The sequence below is a fragment of the Agathobacter ruminis genome (assembly GCF_002735305.1).
In the GTDB taxonomy this organism is placed as follows: Bacteria; Bacillota; Clostridia; order Lachnospirales; family Lachnospiraceae; genus Roseburia; species Roseburia ruminis.
The window spans coordinates 165,703-186,483 of the sequence record NZ_PDYG01000134.1 but is presented as its reverse complement, the minus strand read 5'-3'; the positions used below and the strand labels follow the sequence as shown (position 1 = coordinate 186,483).

The window sequence follows — 20,781 nt, the reverse complement described above, 5'->3', positions numbered from 1 at the left end:
GAACAAGTTCGCTCGATGTTCGGCTCTCGCCGAATACAAGCTTTTGAAAATCTTTTCGCATTTCTGCAAGCAGAAGCTCAAATCTTTTCAAAATCTTAAAAATTCTTCTCGAGTTTTTCAAATCTTTCAAGGTTATTCACTGTTCAGTTATCAAGGTTCTGTTGTTTGTTCGTTGGTGTTTCACTCGCAACGGACAGCTTACAAATAATACAACATTTTTTTGAAGTTGTCAAATGTTTTTAAGAATTTTTTTAAAAAATTTTTAAAAACTTTTTACTCGTAAGGAACGCAGAAGGAGGGATTTGAACCCTCGCGCCGCTATTAACGACCTGCACCCTTTCCAGGGGTGTCCCTTCGGCCAGCTTGGGTACTTCTGCTTACACGATTATCACATCGGTGGCAAAAAATTACTTCCCCAAACCGGAGAAGTAGCTGCTCGAATTACTTCGATATTTGCTTGTGAAACGCAGAGGGTGGGATTCGAACCCACGTGCCCTCTCGGACAAACGGTTTTCAAGACCGCCTCGTTATGACCACTTCGATACCTCTGCAATTGTTTGCGCTGTTCTTCAGCGCGAAATTTATTCTAGCATCAAAGCATGTGTGTGTCAACTAATTTTTGATTTTTTTTTCATGTTTTGACCACTTTTTTTGAGAAGCCCTTTTATTACTGGATTTTCAGCAAATAATTTGCGATTGCCAGATCTTCCGGAGTCGTGATTTTGCGATTCGAATAATCGCCCATCACCAGCTTCACCCGGTTGTTTGTATAGGTTTCTACCACCATTGCATCATCTGTAATCGGTATAGGCGACGGCTTCTGATAAATCTGCTCGTATGCTGTTTTTACAATATCACAGGAAAAGACCTGTGGTGTCTGCACCATCCAGAGTGTTTTGCGATCCGGTGTATCAACCGCATATCCCTGTTCATCGCTGACTTTGATGGTATCCGTTGCAGGAACGGCAGGAACACAGGCCTTTTCCTTTTCTACCTGTGTTAAAAGCCGTCGAATCAGATCGACAGTCAGCATTGGACGCGCCCCATCATGAATCAGGACATAATCCGTGTCTTCCGAAACCTCCTGAAGCCCTCGATAAACCGAATCATACCGCTCGGCTCCACCGGATACAATGGCCTTTACTTTTTGAAATTGATATTTGTTAATGATTTGCGTCCGACAATAATCGATATCCGATTCTGCGCAGACGAGAATCACCTCATCGACCGGACTTTGTTCAAATGCGTTTAAGCAGTAATAAATGACAGGATAATCCCCAAGCATCAGATATTGTTTTGGAATATCAGCTCCCATCCTGCGGCCGACCCCGGCCGAAAGTACAATTGCAACGCTTTTCATGCGTGTCTCCTTATCGTATCGCGCGTCAGGATTCTCCCAGTTTCAGATTCGCAACTGCATTCAAATCCATACCGGCGCGCTTGCCTGCAAGAAAATCATAATATGCTGCCGCACCAATCATCGCAGCATTGTCCGTACACAGAATTGGGGATGGGCGATAAAATTTCACGCCGCGTGCTTTGCATGCCTCCTCGATGGCAGCACGAATGACACCGTTGGATGCCACACCACCTGCGATTGCAAATTTATCGGCATGATACTCTTCTACTGCATGCATCGCGTGATCCACCAGCACATCAGTAACCGCCTTCTGGAAAGATGCAGCCACATCTGCCTGCACAATTTCAATTCCTTTCATACGGCATCCGTTCAGATAATTCAATACCGCCGACTTCAGACCACTAAAGCTGAAATCATAGACATCATCTCCGACTTTTGCACGCGGAAATGCAATTGCATCCGGATTTCCCTCGTGTGAGACTTTTTCAATTTTCGGTCCACCCGGATAACCCAGTCCGATTGCGCGCGCGACTTTGTCAAACGCTTCTCCGGCCGCATCATCACGCGTACGACCGAGGATTTCGTATTTGCCATAATCGAGAACACGCACCAAATGTGTATGTCCACCCGATACCACCAGACATAAAAACGGCGGTTCTAGATCCGGATTTTCGATATAATTGGCACTGATATGGCCTTCGATATGATGTACCGGCACAAGCGGGAGATTGCGTGCATAGGCAAGCGCTTTCGCCTCTGCCACGCCAACCAGCAGTGCACCAATCAAGCCCGGTCCGTAGGTGACTCCAATGGCATCAATATCATCGAGTGTCATATCCGCTTCTTTGAGCGCCTGCTCAATGACCTGGTTGATTTTTTCGATATGTTTTCGCGATGCGATTTCCGGCACTACGCCTCCATACAGGGTGTGCAAATCAATTTGGGAGGAAATCACGTTCGACCGCAGATCCCTCCCGTTAACTACGACAGCTGCTGCAGTCTCATCGCAAGAGCTCTCGATTGCTAATATTTTAATTTCTTTTTCCATGTTATTTACTCATTTCCGGACGCATTGTCCGCTGCTTCTATTTGATAATATCCGAGGATTCGCCAAAATCCATCTGCGTCCTTGCGCAGAATGTACATTTCATGGGTGCGGCTGAAGTCACTACCCTCTTTCATAAAATAAGAGGCCTTTACATAGGCAATCTTATCATCCCCATCCGTCAGATAACGCACATCATTGCTGTCACATACATCTGCATGAGAAATGGTTTTGGATGCAGATTTGTATTCAGCAATTTCTGCCTTGACCGATTGCAGATAAATCTCACTCGGATTGTTTCCCTGCAATTGTGCATCGAACAGAGCATATGCCTGTGAGGTCATCTTCTTTAATTCTTCGTCCGAGATTTTTTCAAAATAATATGCAGTTATGATTCGATTGTAAAATTTTACAACCTCGCGTGGTGTGGATGGATAATCCCGCTCCAGATCCTTGGTATTGATTTTTTCCACTTCCGTCAATGCCTGCTGCTGAGACTTGCTCGGCACTCTGCTTCGTTTGACCGTGAAATAGAATCCACCAACAAGAACTGCAACAATGAGAATCGCCGCCACAACAATGCCGGTCTTTTTCATTTGTTACTCCTCAATAAATTGGATGGTTGTTGACTTTCCGTCTTTTCCCAAATGCGCATTCGGGAAGATTTCACGCACCTTTGGCATGTAATCTTCTGCTCTGACAAGCGACGGTGAGAAATGCGTCAGCCACATTTCTCCGACACCGGCAGCCTTCGCCAGTTCCGCAGCTTCATAGAATGTCATATGTTTATATTGCTTGGCCTTCTTTAATTTATCCGGCTCTGCGTACATTCCTTCACAAATAAATAAATCGGATCCTTTTGCATTTTCGGCAATTGCATCCACCGGTCTGGAATCCGTACAATAAGTAAGCTTAATTCCCTTTCGCGGTGCGCCCATCACCATATCCGGTGTATATTCCACTCCATCGCAGATGACTTTCTGTCCTTTTTGCAACAGGTTCCAGCAGCGAAGCGGAATTTCCAGTTCTTTTGCGCGCTCTACCATGAAGCGGCCTGCGCGCTTAATCTCTACGGAATAACCGTAGCAAATGACATTATGTTTGACACGAAATGCATGAATATGATATCCGTTGATTTCAAAATCCGCATCCGGTTCTGTAATCTCTATACATTTTAAATCAAAAGGCAACTCCGGCGCAATAGTACGTAATGCCGATACCACACGGTTGAGTCCCGCCGGTCCGATAATCGTAAGCGGCTCCGTGCGCTCCGCATTGCCCATCGTCAATAACAATCCCGGTAATCCACTGACATGATCTGCATGAAAATGCGTAATCAGCAGAATATCAATCGGTTTAAAATTCACACCGGCTTCTTTCATTGCAATCTGTGTACCTTCGCCACAGTCAATCAAAAGCTGGCTCCCGTTATATCGAAGCATCAGGGCGGTCAGCCATCTGCGCGGTGTCGGCATCATTCCTGCCGTTCCTAAAAGACATACATCTAACATTCTTTACTCTCCCATACCATTAATGCGGCATCTTCAACCGGCTCAGCATAAAAATTTTTTCGAACCCCACAATTGACAAACCCCATTTTATTATAGAGAGAAATAGCATGCTCATTGGAAATGCGAACTTCCAGAATCAATTGCTGCAAATGCTTTTCGCGCGCTTCAAGCTGCGCGGCATTCATCAATTCCGTTCCGATTCCCATACGGCGAAATGCCGGATCAACTGCCACATTGGTAATCTCACCTTCATCCGCGGAACAATACATACAGACATAGCCGCATACCGTCTGCTCCGCCTTTGCCACCAGGAGTGTCGCATAGTCCCGTGCAAACGCTTCCCGGAAATGTTCTACTTTCCATGGACGCGAAAACAGTCTGCTCTCAATGGCAGCCATTGCCTCCAAATCATCTCCGGTTGCATATGTGATACACACCTGACTCATATCCGAAAATCCTTTGCTTTATTTCCGAGCTCACGCTCTGCCTGTGAAGCACGCAGATAATCCGGCTTGTGCTCGCGCGCGGTCTCTGTGATTCCGTGCTCCATCATTTTTTTGCCCAGCATTGCAATGGCAGCCGCAGACTGTTCGCGCAGTGCAGCCGGCGCAAATGATACCGGAAACTGTGCGTTCTCACGGATGAATGCTTCATATGTCACAGACGCATCACCCATGAAGACAACCGGCTGCTGCAGTTCATTTAAACGGGCAATCAAATCGTCGATGATAGCCAGACACTGCTCGTGTTTGACAATCAGCTGATCACCTTCAAATGCATACAATCCGGTATAAACCTGGCGCCGTCTGGCATCCATCAGTGGACAAATCAATGACGGATTGCCCCAAAGCCGATAAGCCATCCCGTCAACAGTCGGCACCGGAATAATCGGCTTGTCCAATGCAAGGCCAAGTCCCTTTGCGGTTGCCGATCCGATGCGCAGTCCGGTAAAAGAGCCCGGGCCCTTCGATACTGCAATCGCATCGATGGATTCCAATTCTGTTTCCGTCATTCGCACCACTTCGTCAATCATCGGAAGAAGTGTCTCTGAATGTGTTTTTTTGTAATTGATGCTGTATTCTCCAAGGACTTTGTCATCGTGCGCAATTGCGACCGATGCCACCTGTCCGGAGGCTTCTATTGCCAATATTTTCATGCTTATTCATGCGAGATTACGGTTATCCTGCGATAATCAAATCCCTTCTCCAAATCCTTTTCAATGATAATGTCGGTTCGCTCCTGCGGCAGAAGTTCCTCGATTAATTCCGCCCATTCCACGATGCTGACGCCATCACCGTAAAAATAATCCTCATAGCCGATTTCATCCATCTCGTCAATGTCTCCGATGCGGTAAACATCAAAATGATAGAAGGGCAAACGGCCATCTTCGTATACCTGAACAATGGTAAAAGTCGGACTGTTGATTGGCTCCTCGATGCCAAGTCCTTCTGCCACGCCCTGTGTGAAAACAGTTTTGCCAACGCCCAAATCGCCGGTCAATGTATACAGTTCTCCGGCTTTTGCAGCTTCACCGATCTGTTTGCCGAGCGCATGCGTCTCTTCCGGAGAATTGGTTTCATAAATGACTGTGCTCATAATTGCCTCTTCGCTTTCTATTTCATTCTCACACGATATTTTTCAAGTTTTTCGGATGCGATTGCCTTAACTGTCTCGTAATGCTCCTTCATCTGTGCGCGCGGAATGATATATGCATGAATCCGATTGCTGTAAATCAACAAATACTGTTTGTTGGATACCATCTTAAATACATATTCCCATGGAAGAGAACCGGTTTCCTCTCCGCTGATCACCTCAATTCCATCCTCATTGATTCGGTAATTCAACACACCTGAGAGGACTTCATTTTTTTCGATGGTCTTCTTGGAGCGAAACCATAGTGTACACGGAATATAAGCGACAAACAAGATTGCCATTGCAAAATACAATGCCATATACTGATAATTGCCATTCATGGCAGAAACAACTCCGGATACCGCAAACAAAATCGCAATGATTATGGAAATCGGTCCCTGTAAAGTTGTATAGGTACTTCTCATATTAAAACGAAACAAATCTTTCGCTGTCAATTGCACGGAAAATTCTGCAGACATATACTAATTATCCTTTCACATTTGGCTTAATTATACTATATTTTGTGGATAAAGAAAAGACCCGGCTCCACCCATCAGAAAGCCGGGGTTCCCATTCACAGTTTGTAATATTGCCAGACAGCCTCAACCCATAAACCCGCACATAATATCAATAAATTAAGTGTCCGCCACTACATAAACCTTTTTCAAAATGGTTCATTCATCAAAAGACACATGAGTAATGCTCGCCTTTTGCATATTGAGAACCTAAAATATTCGCAAAATCGTGAAGGGTTTAGCGGGTTTATGGGCTGAGGCTGTTTCTCATAAAACAGACTGTGAAGAGGAACTATCGGCGACCATGAAGCAATGGAGACAAAGGTTTGTAGATTAACATCGTAATGACAACCGAAATCAATCCCTTTACTAGTGTAAATGGCAGATTAAATACAAAGAGGCATTGCAAAATGGATTTCATGGATGGAAGAATGGCCTGATACATACCAAGCACGGCTTCCTCCGGATACTGCAATACGGAATAATACAGCGGATAAACCGCAAAGAAATTGACCGGCACCGAAATCAGCGCCATGGCAACCGCGCCACACAGACCTGCAATCAATGCACCGCCTTTGGTCTTTTTATGTTTGTAGATCATACCCACGGTAAATGCAAATACCGCACCGAGCACGAAATTGGAAATCTCTCCGATGCCGACCGTGTTGGTAAATGGCAGGTGAATCAGGTTCTTTAAAAATTCAATCAGGACACCTGCAAGCGGTCCATACGCAAACGCGCCGATTACTGCCGGCAAATCAGAAAAATCAAGTTTCAAAAATGAAGGCATAATCGGAATCGGAAATTCCAGATACATCAAAATGAATGCAATTGCTGTCAACATTGCAGTGCCGGCTACATAGCGGGCAGAAAAAAGTTTGTTTTTCGTCATAATAATTCTCCTTTTTGACCGATTCCTCCCGGAACAAAAAACAGGCCACGGAATCATCCGAGGCCTGATCATTGTCTGCTCACACAAAAACATGTGTATGCTTCTTCTCTCATCCAGACTATACTGTCGGTCCCGGATTCGCACCGGATCAGCCACAATGTGGTTCACGGACTAAAATGCATCATGCATTATCACCGTCGGTCGGGAATTGCTTGCGCGCACCCTGCCCCGAAGAATCGTCTTATTTTATTCATGGTTATTTTATCACAGATCATGATGTTGTCAATCATCTGTGTCAATATTTATTTGCGGTTTCTGCGCTCATGGTTGCCGCCCATCTTTGCCATCAAAGCGCTGACATCAATCGCATCAGAACGCTTCTGCTGCTTCTTTTGCGGCTTCTTGTGCGGACGTCCTTCAGTCGGCGCTGTTGTCTTGATGCGGGCATCAATCTCCGGATTCAGTCCCTTCATTGTCAATGCAATACGTGCCTTCTTGACATCGCAATCAAGCACTTTGACATTGACCACATCGCCTACACTGACTGCTTCAAGCGGATGCTTGATAAATTTGGTACAGATTTCGGAAATGTGTACCAGCCCGTCCTGGTGTACACCGATGTCGACAAAGACTCCGAAGTCAATCACATTTCGAACGGTTCCCTTTAATTCCATTCCCGGGGTCAGGTCCTCCATATCAAGAACATCGCTGCGCAAAATCGGTTTTGGCATATCTTCACGCGGATCACGCGCCGGCTTTTCAAGTTCTTTCACGATATCCTGTAAAGTAAGCTCACCAATGCCAAGTTCCTCTGCGAGCTTCACATAGTCGGATACCTTTTTGGAAATGCCTGCCACATTGCGGTTTTTCACATCTTCCATGCTGTATCCCAGCTTATCCAATAAAGTCTCTGTCGCCTGATAAGATTCCGGATGCACACCTGTTGCATCAAGCGGATTCTTGCCCTCTGTGATGCGCATGAAGCCGGCACACTGTTCAAATGCTTTTGGTCCGAGCTTTGCAACTTTTAAGAGTTCCTTGCGGGAAGTAAATTTACCGTTTTCTTCACGATAGGTAACAATATTTTTTGCAATCGGCTTGGAAATTCCGGAAATATATTCCAACAATGAAGCTGAAGCGGTATTCAAATCCACACCAACCTTGTTTACGCAATCCTCAACGACACCTTCGAGTGCATCGGAGAGTTTCTTCTGGTTCATATCATGCTGATACTGGCCGACACCAATGGACTTCGGGTCAATCTTTACAAGTTCTGCAAGCGGATCCTGAAGACGACGCGCCATGGAAGTCGCACTTCTTTGTCCCACGTCAAAATTCGGGAATTCTTCTGTTGCAAGCTTGCTTGCCGAATATACGGATGCCCCGGCCTCATTGACGATGACATACTGTACCGGCACCGGAATCTCTTTTAAAATTTCGACAATGATCTGCTCCGATTCGCGCGAAGCAGTCCCGTTTCCGAGGGAAATCAAGGTTACGTGATATTTGTCAATCAGCTTTTTGATGACAACCTTTGCCTCTTCCACACGATTTTGCGGTGCGGTCGGATAAATAACTGTGGTATCAAGCACCTTTCCGGTCTCATCAACCACTGCAATCTTGCAGCCGGTACGGAATGCAGGATCCCATCCCAATACCACCTGTCCGGCAATCGGAGGTGCCATCAGAAGCTGCTCAAGATTTTTGCCGAACACTTTAATAGCGCCATCCTCTGCAGTCTCCGTCAGCTCACTGCGGATTTCGCGCTCGATGGCAGGAGCAATCAGGCGGTCATATGCATCCTTGATGGTATTTTTTAATACTTCCGCTGTCTCTGCCGTGTCATTGGTAATGATTTGCTTCTCAAGATAACGCAGGATCTCCTCTTCCGGAGCCTCCACGTTAATTGTGAGAACTTTTTCCTTCTCTCCGCGATTTAACGCAAGCGTACGATGACCGGCCACCTTTGTCACCGGTTCCTCATATTCATAGTACATCTCATAGACGCTCTCAGCCTTTTCATCCTTTGCGGTGGATTTCACCTTGCCGGATTTGGTCGTCATTTCACGGATTCTGGTACGGAATTCTGCGTTGTCGGAAATCTGCTCCGCAATGATATCCATTGCGCCTGCGATTGCATCCTCCGCCGTCTTAACATCTTTTTCCTCATCCACAAAGGCAGCAGCCTCTTCAAGTAATGCAATCTCTTCCTGCTTCATAATCAATTCTGCGAGCGGTTCGAGTCCTTTTTCTTTTGCAATGATTGCACGGGTACGACGTTTTTGTTTATATGGGCGATACAAATCCTCCACAGCGACGAGTGTCTCTGCAGCCTCAATCTGTGCCTTCAGCTCCGGTGTCAACTTCTGCTGCTCTTCGATGCTGGCCAGGACGGTTGCCTTGCGGTCCTCGAGGTTGCGCAGATAAGTCAGTCGTTCAAACAGGTCACGCAACTGCTCATCGTTGAGCGCTCCGGTCACTTCTTTACGATAACGGGCAATGAAGGGAATGGTATTTCCTTCATCAATCAGTTTAACCGCTGCTTCGGTCTGTGATTTTTTGATATTTAATTCTTCCGAAATCTTTGCAATGATATCCATGCTGTTTTTCAAAATTCCTTTCTTACTTTCGATTTCATAATAATTCTCATTCACATAAGTATACCTAATTTCACCTCTGATTGCAAAACAAACTCAATTCGTGATAGAATATAATAAATCAATACCAGGAGGTCCTCATGGACAATCAAATTACTCATTCCTCGACGATGGAGCGCGCAGCATTTATCCTTGGAATCATTTCCATCCTCAGCTGCACTTTCTGTTATTTCTCGCTTCCGGCCGGGTCACTTGCCATTATTTTTGCATCGCTGTCACGCGGCGGCAGTCGCCGTTTCAGTGAGCGGGCCAAAATTGCATTGGCACTTGGTCTGATTGGGATTGCAGCAACCATCGGTATTTACGGATATGCAATTTACTACGCATTCCACAAATACGGTACGCTCGATGAAATAATCAAAGCATATGCCCCATACAGTGGAATGTCATACGAAGAATTACAAACTCTGCTTGGTCTGTAACAGACCGAAAAAAGGAGGGTGCCTATGTCTGATATGCAAATCAACCGCTCGCAAATGCAAACACCGGCTTATATGCCGGGTCGAAAGAATCCGGAAGAATGTGAGACCTGTAAAAGGCGCAAATATCAGGATGGTTCCGACGAGCAAAATGTTTCATTCAAGAATGCAGCCCATATATCACCGACAGCTGCCGGTGCCGCTGTGCGTGCACACGAGAATATGCATGTCACCAATGCTTATAACAAGGCCGAAGAGGCAGGCGGTGAAGTTATTCAGGCTTCCGTCACCATCCGTACTTCGATTTGTCCGGAATGCGGCCGCACATATGTATCCGGCGGCACCACGCATACGCAAATCAGATATCCAAACGAATCCAATCCTTATCAGCAGGAACGGAAGGCCGAAGATGCGGCCAGCTTAACCGGACAGCATGCTGATTTTTCCGTCTGATCCGGTCCAATATACATAAAGGAACTATTACAAAATGCACATTACAATTAGCGAACTCAAACGATTGGCACGACAGAACTTAAGCGGACAATACAGGATCGCCATCGGTGTATTTCTGATACCGGCCCTGATTTTGTCTGTGGTCATGTCAATCTTTTCTTATGCGATTGGAGAGCCTGTCGTGCTCTCCCAGCAAATCATTACCTACGCAGTCAATTTTCTGGTCGTACTGATTGCAGAAGTATTTTCGGCAGGAACCATTCTGGTTCACATAAATCTGGCGCGTCACCAACCGGTTGGCATCTCCATGATTTATTACGGATTCAAAAATCATCCGGACCGTTATATTGTTGCAGGGCTGTATTCACTGCTTCTGTCAACACTGGCTTCACTGCCTTCCATGGCCTCTGTCATTTACTTTTACTATTTTGACAGTTCAACCAAAGGAATCGTCCTCATGCTGATTGCATCACTTTTGTCGATTATGCTGATTCTGTTTATTGAAAGCAATATTGTTTTGATATTTTATCATCTGATAGAACATCCGGAGGCAACCGTTTGGGATGCCATCCGTGCTTCCTATCAGCACATGCACGGGTCTCGCGTTCGCTTCATCGGCATGATCCTCAGCTTTTTGCCGATGCTGTTGCTGACGGTTCTCTCACTCGGACTTGGCATCCTCTGGGTATCGCCATATTTCAGCCAGTGCAACGCACTCTTTTATCTCGATGTCACCAATCAGTTAAATCCGACATCCAATCCTGAATAAAGCAAAACAGCTCTCTTGCGAGAGCTGTTTTTTTATCATTCTGCTTTACAGATAAATCACAAAAATGTAAATGGTCGAGATTGCCAGCACCAAAATCGTCGCCGGTGCGCAGGCTTTGCAATATCTGCCCCAGCCGACCGGATATCCGGATTTGGCTGCCACAGATGTTCCCACTACATTTGCGGATGCCCCGATCGGAGTCGCGCTTCCGCCGACATCCGTTCCCATTGCAAGCGCCCATGCAAGTGTGGTAAGCGGTACCGATCCGGCTGCGGAAAGTGTCTTAATTACCGGAACCATCGTTGCCGCGAATGGGATATTATCGATGAATGCAGATGCAATTGCCGATACCCAGATGATAATCGCAATCATGATATAGACATTTCCGTTGCTGATCACCTCGATAAATTTGGCAATGAGTTCAAGAATTTTCGTCTCCTCAAGTCCTCCGACAACCACAAACAATCCGATGAAAAACAAAAGCGTCTTATAATCGACTTTGCGCAGCACCTCCGCACAATGTCTTCCAGATGTCAGCAATGTAACAAGTGCAATGAACACACCGATAAAGGCAACCGTAAGCCCGGTCATCGCATGTGTCACCAAAAGCACAACCGCGCAAAGAAAAATCACACAGCTGACTGCAAATCCCTTTTTGTCCACGATTGCACTCGCCGGCTTCGGAAGTGCAGATGTGTCAATTGCAGTCTGTGCATTTGCTGTCAGTTCTTTTCGGAAAATCAGATAAAAATAAATGATAATCACTACCAGCGACAAAATTGCAATCAATCCCGTATTGGTCAAAAAGTCCACAAAAGAATAGTGGAATGCTGTTCCGATAATGATGTTTGGCGGATCTCCGCACATCGTTGCCGAGCCACCAAGGTTTGCACAAAAAATCTCCGACAGAATCATCGGAATCGGATTGAATTTGAGCAATTGCGCCAGTTCAACCGTAACCGCCGCCAAAAACAGAATGACGGTGATACTGTCGATGAACATGGAAAGTACAAATGACATCACCATAAATGTGATAAAAATCGGAATGGTTTTATATCGTACCGCCTTTGCAATACACATACAAAGCCAACGGAAAAATCCGGTGCGTGCCATTCCTTCGACCATTACCATCATTCCGGCAATAAAAAGGATGGTCGCCCAGTTGATGCCGCTCGTCGACTCACTCGCCTCTCCTGCAGCATACCAGAACTCTTTCGTAAATACAGACCGGATATTCAAAACTTCAAGCAATGCCTCTTTGGATCTCATTGCAAGTCCAAATACACATATCATCGTCATCAAAGCTCCGCCAAGTGTCACCCAATGGCGTTCTATCTTTTCTGAAATAATCATCAGAAACATCGCGACAAAAATAACAATCGCAGTGATTTGTGCAGCTAACATAATAATTCCTCCTGTTGTTACCTGTTTCAAACGCTGTTAGTATTGTACTCCTTTTTGTCATGGTGTCAAATCTTTTTCCACAAAGTGATAGAGCCTCTGGGGGGACCAGAGGCTCTATCGAGGAGTTTAGTTATGAAAATGTTTAAAATAAAAAGGGAATAATGTAAAAGGGGGGTGTCCCTTTGACAAATATTAATATACACATAAAATGTGTTCATTTTGTGTTCACTAAAGAAACAATTTATAAAATTTGTAAATGAATTAGAAAGTGGATAAAAGTTTCCTGCATAATGCAATCTTTTCCGTCGGATCCGGCAAACTATTGCGAAATTCAACTGCACCGGGCTCTTTCCGGTCACACAAAAGGCCTGCGGCCTCCAATCTGCGATGCATTTCGCGCGCAGTTCCCTCTCCACCGTCAAATACCGTGACTGGGCGGTGCAATGTCTCCACAATCGCATCACGGACAAACGGATAATGTGTGCAGCCAAGCACAACACTGTCGATTTTTTCGTTCTGATATGCGTAAAACAGTTCCACAAGATATTTTTTTAAATCCGCACCATCCAAATCGCCCCGCTCTACAAAATCCATCAGGCCCGGGCAGGGAAGCGGAATAATTTTGCCCTGATTCTCATATCGTTCCATCAGGCGTTGGAACTTTTCCTCCCGAATCGTCATTGGCGTGGCAAGCACCAAAACAGTCGGATGGTCTTTGGCTTCCACTGCCGGCTTGACTGCAGGCTCGATTCCCACAATCGGAATATCCGGATATATCTCACGAAGATTGCGCACAGCTGCAGAAGTTGCGGTATTGCATGCGACAACCAATCCTTTTGCCCCCTCTTCAAACAATTCCGTCGCATGGCGAATCGTAAGCGCCCGTACCTGTTCAGTTGTTTTGGTCCCGTAAGGCGCGTTCACTGAGTCTCCAAAAAAAAGATAGTTTTCCTCCGGCATCACCTTCAACAGTTCTTTTAAAACACTGATTCCACCCACTCCGGAGTCAAAAACCGCAATCGGATTATTTTTTTGTCTTTTTTCCATAGTTTCCTCTTTTCACTTTTCCCTGATTCAGTTATGCTATAGGTAAGGGATTATTTATTTATTATATCACATTGGTTATGCGGGAGGATTTGAAATGCCGGGTACACATGACGAATACAAAGAATGTCAATATTGTCACAGGCCTCTTCCAGCTTCATATGAGGAAGACTTGTGTCCTGCATGCAAAGACAACCTGCTCTTTCAGGAAGTCAAAGACTTCATCCGCCAAAATAATGTCAACGAATATCAGGTTGCAGATCATTTCCAAATTCCGGTCCGCAAAATTAAACATTGGATTAAAGAAGGACGCATCGAGTATCGTATTACCAGCGAAGAGTCTCTTACGGCTGTTCATTGCCAGCGATGTGGTGCCCCTGTGTCTTTTGGCACATTATGTCCAAAATGCTTAAAACTCCTGAACCACAATATCCGGGGATACCAGGTCCAGGAGTTCCAAAAAGACAGCAGTCGTATGCGTTTCAATCGCTCCGATCAAGAGTAGCGCACAACTTTTTGCTGATATTTCTTGCACATTTCTGCCAGCATTCGATCGTCCAGTTCCACTTTCACCAAAGTGAATTTGTTTTCTTTCTTAAAGACGATATCATATGGTTTTGCATCTGCTTCCATTGAATAGCAGTTCACCAGTTTGGTCTGCACATCATTCTCATACTTATATACACAACGGTCTCCCGCAGGTGCAATCTGAATGACTTCATCCATTGTAAAATTCATAATCTTTTTTCTGCGGCTCTTATTCATAATCTTCGCAATTCTGAAATCTCCGTCAAAATAAGAAACTTCATATTCCAAATAGCGTCGTTTCGCCCAGATATACCATAATACTGCAAACAAAATGGTTGGGAAAATTGCAAATACAATGAAATAAATCATTGCAGCAAAAAGGATTGCCAAGATTGCCCAAACCACAGTCATCACTTTCTCGGACTGAAGGCGCTTGCGTTTCGTAAGAGTGAATAATTCCATTTCATCCTCCTGTTGTGTTAAAATTGTTTTTGTGTAGCAAAAAAGCGGGTGATGGGAATCGAACCCACGTATCCAGCTTGGAAGGCTGGTGTTCTACCATTGAACTACACCCGCGTGTTGGCTGCGTTTCGGCAGCCAAATGTTATTATATCATTTTTTTAGAATAAATCAACTCTTCCGGAGAATTTTTCGTTAATTACATAATAAGCCGCAAATTCTTCCGGCTTTACATAGATTGCAACCTTCTTGATTGAAGCTGCTGTATGGCCTTCAGAAATAAATTGTGCCTTAACCTTCTCTTCCACACTGGCAACATTCACTTCATTATTCTGATACTGAACAATGACGCTGGTTGTCTCTTTTGCTGTTACAGCCTTTTTCACCGGTGCTTTCTTAGCCGGTGCTTTCTTGGCCGGTGCCTTCTTTTCCGGTGCTTTCTTTTCCGGTGCCTTCTTGGCAGGTTCTTCTACTACAGCTGCCAGAATCGGCTCTTCCTTCTTGACCGCATTGGTCTTTGCTACAGTTGTCTTCGTTGCCTTTACATCTTTTGCCATTTTTTAACCCTCCCGTTCAAAAAACTAGCTAACCAAAAATGTTTCAAGTGCTACTAAAGCATCCTGCTCATCCGCTCCGTCGGCCCCAATTTCTACCGCCATGTTCTCTGATGGGTTGAATGCCATAACACCCATGATACTTTTAGCGTTAATCTTGCGGTTATCGCTTTCTAATGTAATTTCACTGTCATATCGACATGCGACCTGAACAAGCTCTGCAATTGGATTCTCATGATTTTTAGAAAGATCAGATACATTTACTCTCTTTTTTAACATTATTTACTCCTTATCAATAATGACAATTACTTACTTGATAAAATATAATGCATTTTAATTGCTATTTCAAGGCTTATCAAACATTTCTGTAACTTTTTACTGAAATAACTGACAAGTATGTACTTTTTTATACACAATCACAATTAAAAACCTATTTTAAATAAGTAATAAATATGTTTCCACTATGTGCAAACAGGTCGGATGCCTTCTCCAAATCCATGGATTCGGTCGACTGTTTTGCCATATCATAATAATATACCACTTTGGAAGTATAGCCGGTCAGCAGTACCGCATTGTCCGTTCCCGTCATCGCAAAAACCGGACTGTTTTCGCTGATATAATACAGGGCCTGATCAAGTGTACAACCGGAGACATCCAGGACATGATATTCTTTCAAAGTCGAATGCAAAATATCATAAACCGATGTACCGTTCTTGATCAGATCCGCAACTGCAATTCCGGCTTCCTCACGCATCAGCATTGCGCTGACCGCACATGTAATCGTACCGCTTCCGCGATCGGTATCATATACTTTCATCGCACCAAACGGATTCACATAGGTTTCCTTTGCGCGATTCCATACATAATGCTGTTGCATATCAACCACCACACCGGAATATTTGTATGCACAATCGATTGCCTCTGAAATGCGATCCGTAATCATCAGGACATTGCCTTTCATATAGACCACAAACTGTTTCTCACTCTCCTTCATCTCGATATCCAAAGAGGTATCCGTTTCTGAGACAAGAAGCTGTGAGGTAATCATCTTTGCTTCTGTATTATTGGCATTTGCCAGTTCCAACACGATTTCCGTCTCTTTGACTTTCGTCACACTCGTTCCGACAATGACATTATTTTGCGTATCCGCATCACGGTTCATGATAGAATCCGTGCCGGCGCTGACATATCGTCCATCGGACTTTTTCTCCAAATTGACAGTGATGATATAATCCTCTACCGAGATATCTGAAATATATCCCGATGACGGCCGGTAATCTTTGCGTTCGGACAGATTGCCTTCTGACAGACCGACAATCTTTAATTGCTTCATTGCAAAAGAAATATTGCCTGCCTCATCCGTCAACACATCATTCGCATCTGCGATGCCATAGATGAAGTCCTCATCAATGAATCCGAGCGGTCGCAAATATTTGCCCTTTTCCGCCTTGATTTTCTTTTCGGAAATATCCCGCAAATCCATCATCGTAATGAAATCCGCATGATTGACATCCGAAGGATCGATATAGGCAAAATAGCGGCCGGATTCCGACACACTATAGCTTTCGGAAGAAAGGCCTTTGAGCATGACACGACTGGTCTTGCCGGCCAGATCGACCTCATACAGATTGCCTGACATAATCAAAAACAAGGTCTCCTGTTCATTGACATACAGTAACTTTCCAAGCTCTGCTTTTAATATCTCATAGGACTTGTTTGTTTTGATAAAAATTTCTTCTTCGATGGTATGCGCAAGGCCGTCATAATGGTAAACCGCTACGCCGACTTCGCCTTCATGCGCGCCGCGATTCATGTACCCATATGCAATGAATGTCACACTGCCGGCCTCATCAACGCTGACAATCTTGATATCATGCTCATCCCAGTTTTCACGTGCATCAATTCCCTCGAGCGAACGGAATGAAAAAACGCGTGAAATATGTTTCGCATTGGCATTATAGCACCAGAGCTCGCCTTCCTGTACAAAGGCAATGATATTTCCGCCGTCATTTGTCTTGTAGTCCACATTACGATCACGGATTCCGAGATTCAGATTTCCCTCTGTATTCAGCACACGGTTCTCACCGTTAAAAATCTGCTTCATGGTGCGCTCGAAGTTCAAAACATACATACGGTTCTGTGTATTGCGCAGGCGATAATATTCTTCTATATTGTAATACTCCGTCTCTCCCTTTTCGTTGACGGAATTCATGACATAATGAACCACAATGACATTATAGGTGTCATTGATTTCCTTAAAATCAGCGACTGCTTCACCGACGATATTTCCCTTGAATTCGCCCCATGTAATCTGTTTTAAGGTGCAGGTTAAATCGACATAATTGAGTGTGGTTGCATCTCCGGTCGCCGGATCCATATAACGCGGGATAAAGGATGATGCTTCATCGCTGAAAGTATACTTGTGAAATTCTTCCGCAAAGGCAAGGCACTCCGGAACATTGCGGTTTTTCACGCGCTCGAGGCGTGTATAATAATTTACTTCCTCTCCCGCGATGGTCAGCTTCAGACAATAAACATATTCCTGATTGTCTTCGAGCAAATTCTCCACCAGTGCATCAAAGCTTACACGATTACCGTCACTCGTATATTCAGAGATTTCTCCGTCTGCCAGCAATCGCTCTCCATCCAGACTGCGGATTTCATATTGAATGGCATCCACCGCCGTGCCATAAGTATTGATCTTGACATGCAAAAGGCGGTCATCCTCAATCGGTGTGATGGTATCGCGCATCGCACTCAAATCCATTGCGCCACGATAACCATGCAGTTCATTGATGGTGACATCATTATACAAAAAATGAACCACCGGAAGCGTTGCCGCCTCCAGTGATGCAGTCAGGTCTTTATTCGATTTATTCATAAGCAGTGTGCCCATACATAATGTTGCAATAAATACCAGCACGAGCACAACCGGACGAATCCATCGTTTCATGTTATTCCTCTATCTCTCTTATTGTTGCGTGGTCTCTGTTGATTCCGGCTCAACATCTTTGACATAATCTTTGTAGACAAATCCGATGGTGCCATTGTAATCAACGCGAACGAATCCATTCTCCTCTCCAAGCACAAGCATACGGTCACCTGTATTGACTACAGCAAGCTTTGTGCTTCCCGCATCGGAAGATTCACGCAAATTCACGTTTGCGGTTGCCTCAACATATTTCTTTTCCTCCACCTGTGTTTCCTGTGTCTGAGTCTCAGGATCAACGGTAGCCGGTACATATTGAGATTCTGTCTCTGTCTGTGCCTGTGAATGGTTCTTCTGAGAAATCTGTGTATTGTTCTTATTGCCACCGGCAAACAGCATGCAAAGCAAAACTATCATTCCGGCCAGTACCAATAAAATTGCCGCAAAAATAATGCGGGCAATGATAACATCTTTTCTATGTGATTTCTTCATGGATTCTGTGCCTCCCAAATATGATAAATTTTCGTTGTATCAACAAATAATATAAAAAAGGAAGTTCCGGTTCATCGGAACTTCCTTATTATATCATATTATCGATTCTTTGCAATCGCGCGTAAGAACTACCAGTAATAGAAATATGGACTGATATTGGCATTGCACTTCCATTCGCCGTCCACATAAACCATTCTCATGTATTCTGTATTGCCGTTAGAATCATAATTCTTGGATTCTACAGTCACTTTGCCGGTCCACCAGTCAGTGGTCACATCGCGATATACAGATGTATAATCATATGAAAGATAGAAATCCACATAGAGATTTCCGTCTCCGTTGACACCGCTTCCGTTTACTGTCATCTTCATATTCTTCAGATCAAGTGCTGTAATTCCCTCGGTCTGCGGAATATCGGCGGCCTGTGCCGTCTTGATTCTCTGTGCATAGAAACGGCTATAGTTTCCGCATACATTGCTCCATGCGCTTTCTGCATCCTGCTTTGCCGCATCTGCAAAAAGAGAAGATACGGATTCAAAGTCTGCACCGGTTACCATTGCATTGACAAAGGTAACAAAGGAATCATAACCAACTTTTGAAGCCGCTTCAAGCATATCTCCAGACAATGAAAATTCATAATCGTAATAAGTTGAACCGTCGTAGCTGAAATCTGCAATCTGTGCATCTTCTACTGCATCGCCAAATCCGATTGCAACCTTATGATTGCCGCGGAACAAATGAGGAATGGTATATACAACCATATTCTCATCCTGCTCCTTTGCATAGGTAGAATCAAGCTTCTTTCCGTCAAGATAAACATCAAAGGTCTTATAGGTTGAAATTGTAACATCATTTACAACATAAGTTGACGCAGAAACTTTCCAGCTTGGGAAGAAAAGGAATTTCTTTCCACTCTTTGTCAGCTTTAAGCGCTCCTGCTGTTCTCCATGATACTTGCTCTTGAAGGTAACATCCACTTCTGCTTCGTTCTTATCAAGAGAAGTGTCATACTTGCTGTACGGATTCTCTTTTGCGGTTACCGTATAGGTATCCTTTTTTGCAGAGGTTTCCTGAGAAGCAATAAAGCTCTCTTTGGTCAGGAATTCATCCTCATCCATGTCAATATAGTCATATACCGCATCCCAGTCCTGTGCGAGATATGCTTTATAATAGGTAACTGCTGTATTCTTTGCGCTGTAAACACCGTTTCCAACACTAAAGAATACTACAATCATCACAATCAATAAGATTGCTTCGCATCCGGCAAGAATCGGCCAGATCAGCTGTTTCATATTAATCGGCTGTCTCGGCTGTGCATACTGCGCATAAGCAGCCTGTTGTGGCTGTACTGGCTGTGCTGCCTGTGTATAAGTTGCCTGCTGTGGCTGTACCGGCTGTGTATAAGTTGTCTGCTGTGGCTGTGCATAAGGTGCAACAGGCTCTGCCGGTGCAACCGGTTCTGCTACGGTTTCCTCAGCAACTTCTGCTACAGGAGCTTCCTCTACAGGGGTTTCTGCTACAGGTGTTTCTGCTACAGGTGTAACCGGTACTGCAGGAACTTCTAATTTTGCGCCGCAGCTTTCACAGAACAAAGATGTGTCTTCATTTTTTGCTCCACAATTTGTACAAAACATCTTGTCTCCTCCTTACTGCGGTGCATTGAGATCGTTGCCAGAAGTAGCCTCAGCTCCTTCGCTCTCGCTCTCAGTCTCGCTGGTTGTTTCTGTTTCTGTTTCTGTCTCAGAAGACTCTTCTGTCGCTCCGTTTTCCTTTTTTTTGTCCTTTTTCTGATCGTCTTTTTTCTGATCGTCCTTTGGAGCCTTTTGCTCTTCGACATTAGCCTTTGTTGAGTAATCCTCATATGACCATTCTGTCGTGACTTCTTCTGCAGACTCAGTTGTTTCTGTCACTGTGACATCTTTGGTCTCAACTGTCTTGCCGGATCCCGTACTTCCAACCACTTTTACAACAATGGTCAACGCGATCATAGCAACAATCAAAACCCCAAGTACAATGACAATCGGCTTTAAAACTTTGTTTGCCTTATCCATTTTCCTTACTCCTTCCTACATTTCTTTCTGAAATGTCTATGTCTCAAATTATACCTAATTTAACTGA

23 protein-coding genes, 3 tRNA genes and 1 riboswitch are annotated in these 20,781 nt (G+C 44.6%); of the genes, 4 read left to right on the top strand and 22 right to left on the bottom strand.

Annotation, left to right across the window (positions count from 1 at the left end; all coding sequences use genetic code 11):
* Positions 1-287: 287 nt before the first annotated feature.
* The 12 genes from CSX02_RS12995 to CSX02_RS12940 all read right to left on the bottom strand — a co-directional run bounded on the left by CSX02_RS12995 (position 288) and on the right by CSX02_RS12940 (position 9,555).
* Positions 288-377 (bottom strand) — tRNA-Ser (locus tag CSX02_RS12995).
* Between the two features lie 88 nt (positions 378-465).
* Positions 466-551 (bottom strand) — tRNA-Ser (locus CSX02_RS12990).
* A 116-nt stretch (positions 552-667) separates the two neighbouring features.
* The gene (gene ispD, locus CSX02_RS12985; RefSeq protein WP_099386979.1) at positions 668-1,360 is read right to left on the bottom strand and encodes a 2-C-methyl-D-erythritol 4-phosphate cytidylyltransferase; all 693 of its coding nucleotides are present in this window, start codon (positions 1,358-1,360) and stop codon (positions 668-670) included.
* Positions 1,361-1,385: 25 nt separating this feature from the next.
* Positions 1,386-2,408: a tRNA (adenosine(37)-N6)-threonylcarbamoyltransferase complex transferase subunit TsaD gene (gene tsaD / locus CSX02_RS12980; RefSeq protein ID WP_031542324.1), complete on the bottom strand. Its 1,023-nt coding sequence runs from the start codon at positions 2,406-2,408 to the stop codon at positions 1,386-1,388.
* A 5-nt stretch (positions 2,409-2,413) separates the two neighbouring features.
* Entirely contained in the window at positions 2,414-3,001 is a 588-nt protein-coding gene (locus CSX02_RS12975; protein ID WP_099386978.1) for a DUF6715 family protein, read from the bottom strand.
* A gap of 3 nt (positions 3,002-3,004) precedes the next feature.
* Positions 3,005-3,916, bottom strand: a complete 912-nt coding sequence (locus tag CSX02_RS12970; RefSeq protein ID WP_099386977.1) for a ribonuclease Z — start codon at positions 3,914-3,916, stop codon at positions 3,005-3,007.
* Positions 3,910-4,362, bottom strand: a complete 453-nt coding sequence (gene rimI / locus CSX02_RS12965) for a ribosomal protein S18-alanine N-acetyltransferase (protein ID WP_099386976.1) — start codon at positions 4,360-4,362, stop codon at positions 3,910-3,912. Before rimI ends, CSX02_RS12970 begins: the two co-directional genes overlap by 7 nt.
* Entirely contained in the window at positions 4,359-5,072 is a 714-nt protein-coding gene (gene tsaB, locus CSX02_RS12960; protein WP_099386975.1) for a tRNA (adenosine(37)-N6)-threonylcarbamoyltransferase complex dimerization subunit type 1 TsaB, read from the bottom strand. Before tsaB ends, rimI begins: the two co-directional genes overlap by 4 nt.
* A 2-nt stretch (positions 5,073-5,074) precedes the next feature.
* A complete protein-coding gene (tsaE, locus tag CSX02_RS12955; RefSeq protein ID WP_099386974.1) occupies positions 5,075-5,512 on the bottom strand; it encodes a tRNA (adenosine(37)-N6)-threonylcarbamoyltransferase complex ATPase subunit type 1 TsaE in 438 nt (145 codons plus the stop codon).
* Between the two features lie 17 nt (positions 5,513-5,529).
* Positions 5,530-6,027: a YcxB family protein gene (locus CSX02_RS12950; protein ID WP_099386973.1), complete on the bottom strand. Its 498-nt coding sequence runs from the start codon at positions 6,025-6,027 to the stop codon at positions 5,530-5,532.
* A gap of 328 nt (positions 6,028-6,355) precedes the next feature.
* The gene (locus tag CSX02_RS12945) at positions 6,356-6,955 is read right to left on the bottom strand and encodes an ECF transporter S component (RefSeq protein ID WP_031542340.1); all 600 of its coding nucleotides are present in this window, start codon (positions 6,953-6,955) and stop codon (positions 6,356-6,358) included.
* Positions 6,956-7,052: 97 nt separating this feature from the next.
* Positions 7,053-7,195, bottom strand: a riboswitch (FMN riboswitch).
* A 62-nt stretch (positions 7,196-7,257) separates the two neighbouring features.
* Positions 7,258-9,555 carry a Tex family protein gene (locus tag CSX02_RS12940; RefSeq protein ID WP_081826642.1) on the bottom strand — a complete coding sequence of 766 codons (2,298 nt, stop codon included), beginning with the start codon at positions 9,553-9,555 and terminating at the stop codon, positions 7,258-7,260.
* 137 nt (positions 9,556-9,692) lie between these two features.
* On the opposite strand from CSX02_RS12940, the gene CSX02_RS12935 reads away from it, so the two are divergent.
* The 3 genes from CSX02_RS12935 to CSX02_RS12925 are packed head-to-tail and all read left to right on the top strand — an operon-like array spanning position 9,693 to position 11,253.
* Positions 9,693-10,034 (top strand): CD225/dispanin family protein, encoded by a 342-nt coding sequence (locus tag CSX02_RS12935; protein ID WP_051637806.1) that lies wholly within the window; start codon positions 9,693-9,695, stop codon positions 10,032-10,034.
* 24 nt (positions 10,035-10,058) lie between these two features.
* A complete protein-coding gene (locus CSX02_RS12930; protein WP_242970487.1) occupies positions 10,059-10,484 on the top strand; it encodes a hypothetical protein in 426 nt (141 codons plus the stop codon).
* Between the two features lie 34 nt (positions 10,485-10,518).
* Positions 10,519-11,253 (top strand): DUF975 family protein, encoded by a 735-nt coding sequence (locus CSX02_RS12925; protein WP_099386972.1) that lies wholly within the window; start codon positions 10,519-10,521, stop codon positions 11,251-11,253.
* Positions 11,254-11,298: 45 nt separating this feature from the next.
* Here the strand turns inward: CSX02_RS12925 and CSX02_RS12920 are convergent, their stop codons facing one another.
* Both CSX02_RS12920 and murI read right to left on the bottom strand, forming a co-directional pair.
* Positions 11,299-12,657, bottom strand: coding sequence for an ArsB/NhaD family transporter (locus tag CSX02_RS12920; RefSeq protein ID WP_099386971.1), 1,359 nt, complete (start codon positions 12,655-12,657; stop codon positions 11,299-11,301).
* Between the two features lie 261 nt (positions 12,658-12,918).
* Complete coding sequence (murI, locus tag CSX02_RS12915; protein WP_031542349.1) at positions 12,919-13,704, bottom strand: glutamate racemase; 786 nt, start codon at positions 13,702-13,704, stop codon at positions 12,919-12,921.
* A 94-nt stretch (positions 13,705-13,798) separates the two neighbouring features.
* Between murI and CSX02_RS12910 the strand changes: the two genes are divergently transcribed.
* Positions 13,799-14,206, top strand: coding sequence for a hypothetical protein (locus CSX02_RS12910; protein ID WP_189281581.1), 408 nt, complete (start codon positions 13,799-13,801; stop codon positions 14,204-14,206).
* Here the strand turns inward: CSX02_RS12910 and CSX02_RS12905 are convergent.
* From CSX02_RS12905 to CSX02_RS12870, 8 genes are all read right to left on the bottom strand, one after another.
* Positions 14,197-14,691, bottom strand: a complete 495-nt coding sequence (locus CSX02_RS12905; RefSeq protein WP_031542354.1) for a DUF6106 family protein — start codon at positions 14,689-14,691, stop codon at positions 14,197-14,199. The genes CSX02_RS12910 and CSX02_RS12905 overlap by 10 nt on opposite strands.
* Before the next feature lie 43 nt (positions 14,692-14,734).
* Positions 14,735-14,805, bottom strand: a tRNA-Gly gene (locus CSX02_RS12900).
* 44 nt (positions 14,806-14,849) lie between these two features.
* Positions 14,850-15,245 (bottom strand): DUF6465 family protein, encoded by a 396-nt coding sequence (locus CSX02_RS13715; RefSeq protein ID WP_099386970.1) that lies wholly within the window; start codon positions 15,243-15,245, stop codon positions 14,850-14,852.
* A 24-nt stretch (positions 15,246-15,269) separates the two neighbouring features.
* Positions 15,270-15,521, bottom strand: coding sequence for an HPr family phosphocarrier protein (locus tag CSX02_RS12890; RefSeq protein WP_031542359.1), 252 nt, complete (start codon positions 15,519-15,521; stop codon positions 15,270-15,272).
* A 151-nt stretch (positions 15,522-15,672) separates the two neighbouring features.
* A complete protein-coding gene (locus CSX02_RS12885; RefSeq protein WP_099386969.1) occupies positions 15,673-18,195 on the bottom strand; it encodes a hypothetical protein in 2,523 nt (840 codons plus the stop codon).
* 18 nt (positions 18,196-18,213) lie between these two features.
* A complete protein-coding gene (locus CSX02_RS12880; protein WP_099386968.1) occupies positions 18,214-18,663 on the bottom strand; it encodes an SH3 domain-containing protein in 450 nt (149 codons plus the stop codon).
* 128 nt (positions 18,664-18,791) lie between these two features.
* Complete coding sequence (locus tag CSX02_RS12875) at positions 18,792-20,297, bottom strand: zinc-ribbon domain-containing protein (RefSeq protein WP_099386967.1); 1,506 nt, start codon at positions 20,295-20,297, stop codon at positions 18,792-18,794.
* 12 nt (positions 20,298-20,309) lie between these two features.
* Positions 20,310-20,714, bottom strand: a complete 405-nt coding sequence (locus tag CSX02_RS12870; protein ID WP_099386966.1) for a hypothetical protein — start codon at positions 20,712-20,714, stop codon at positions 20,310-20,312.
* Positions 20,715-20,781 lie beyond the last annotated feature (67 nt).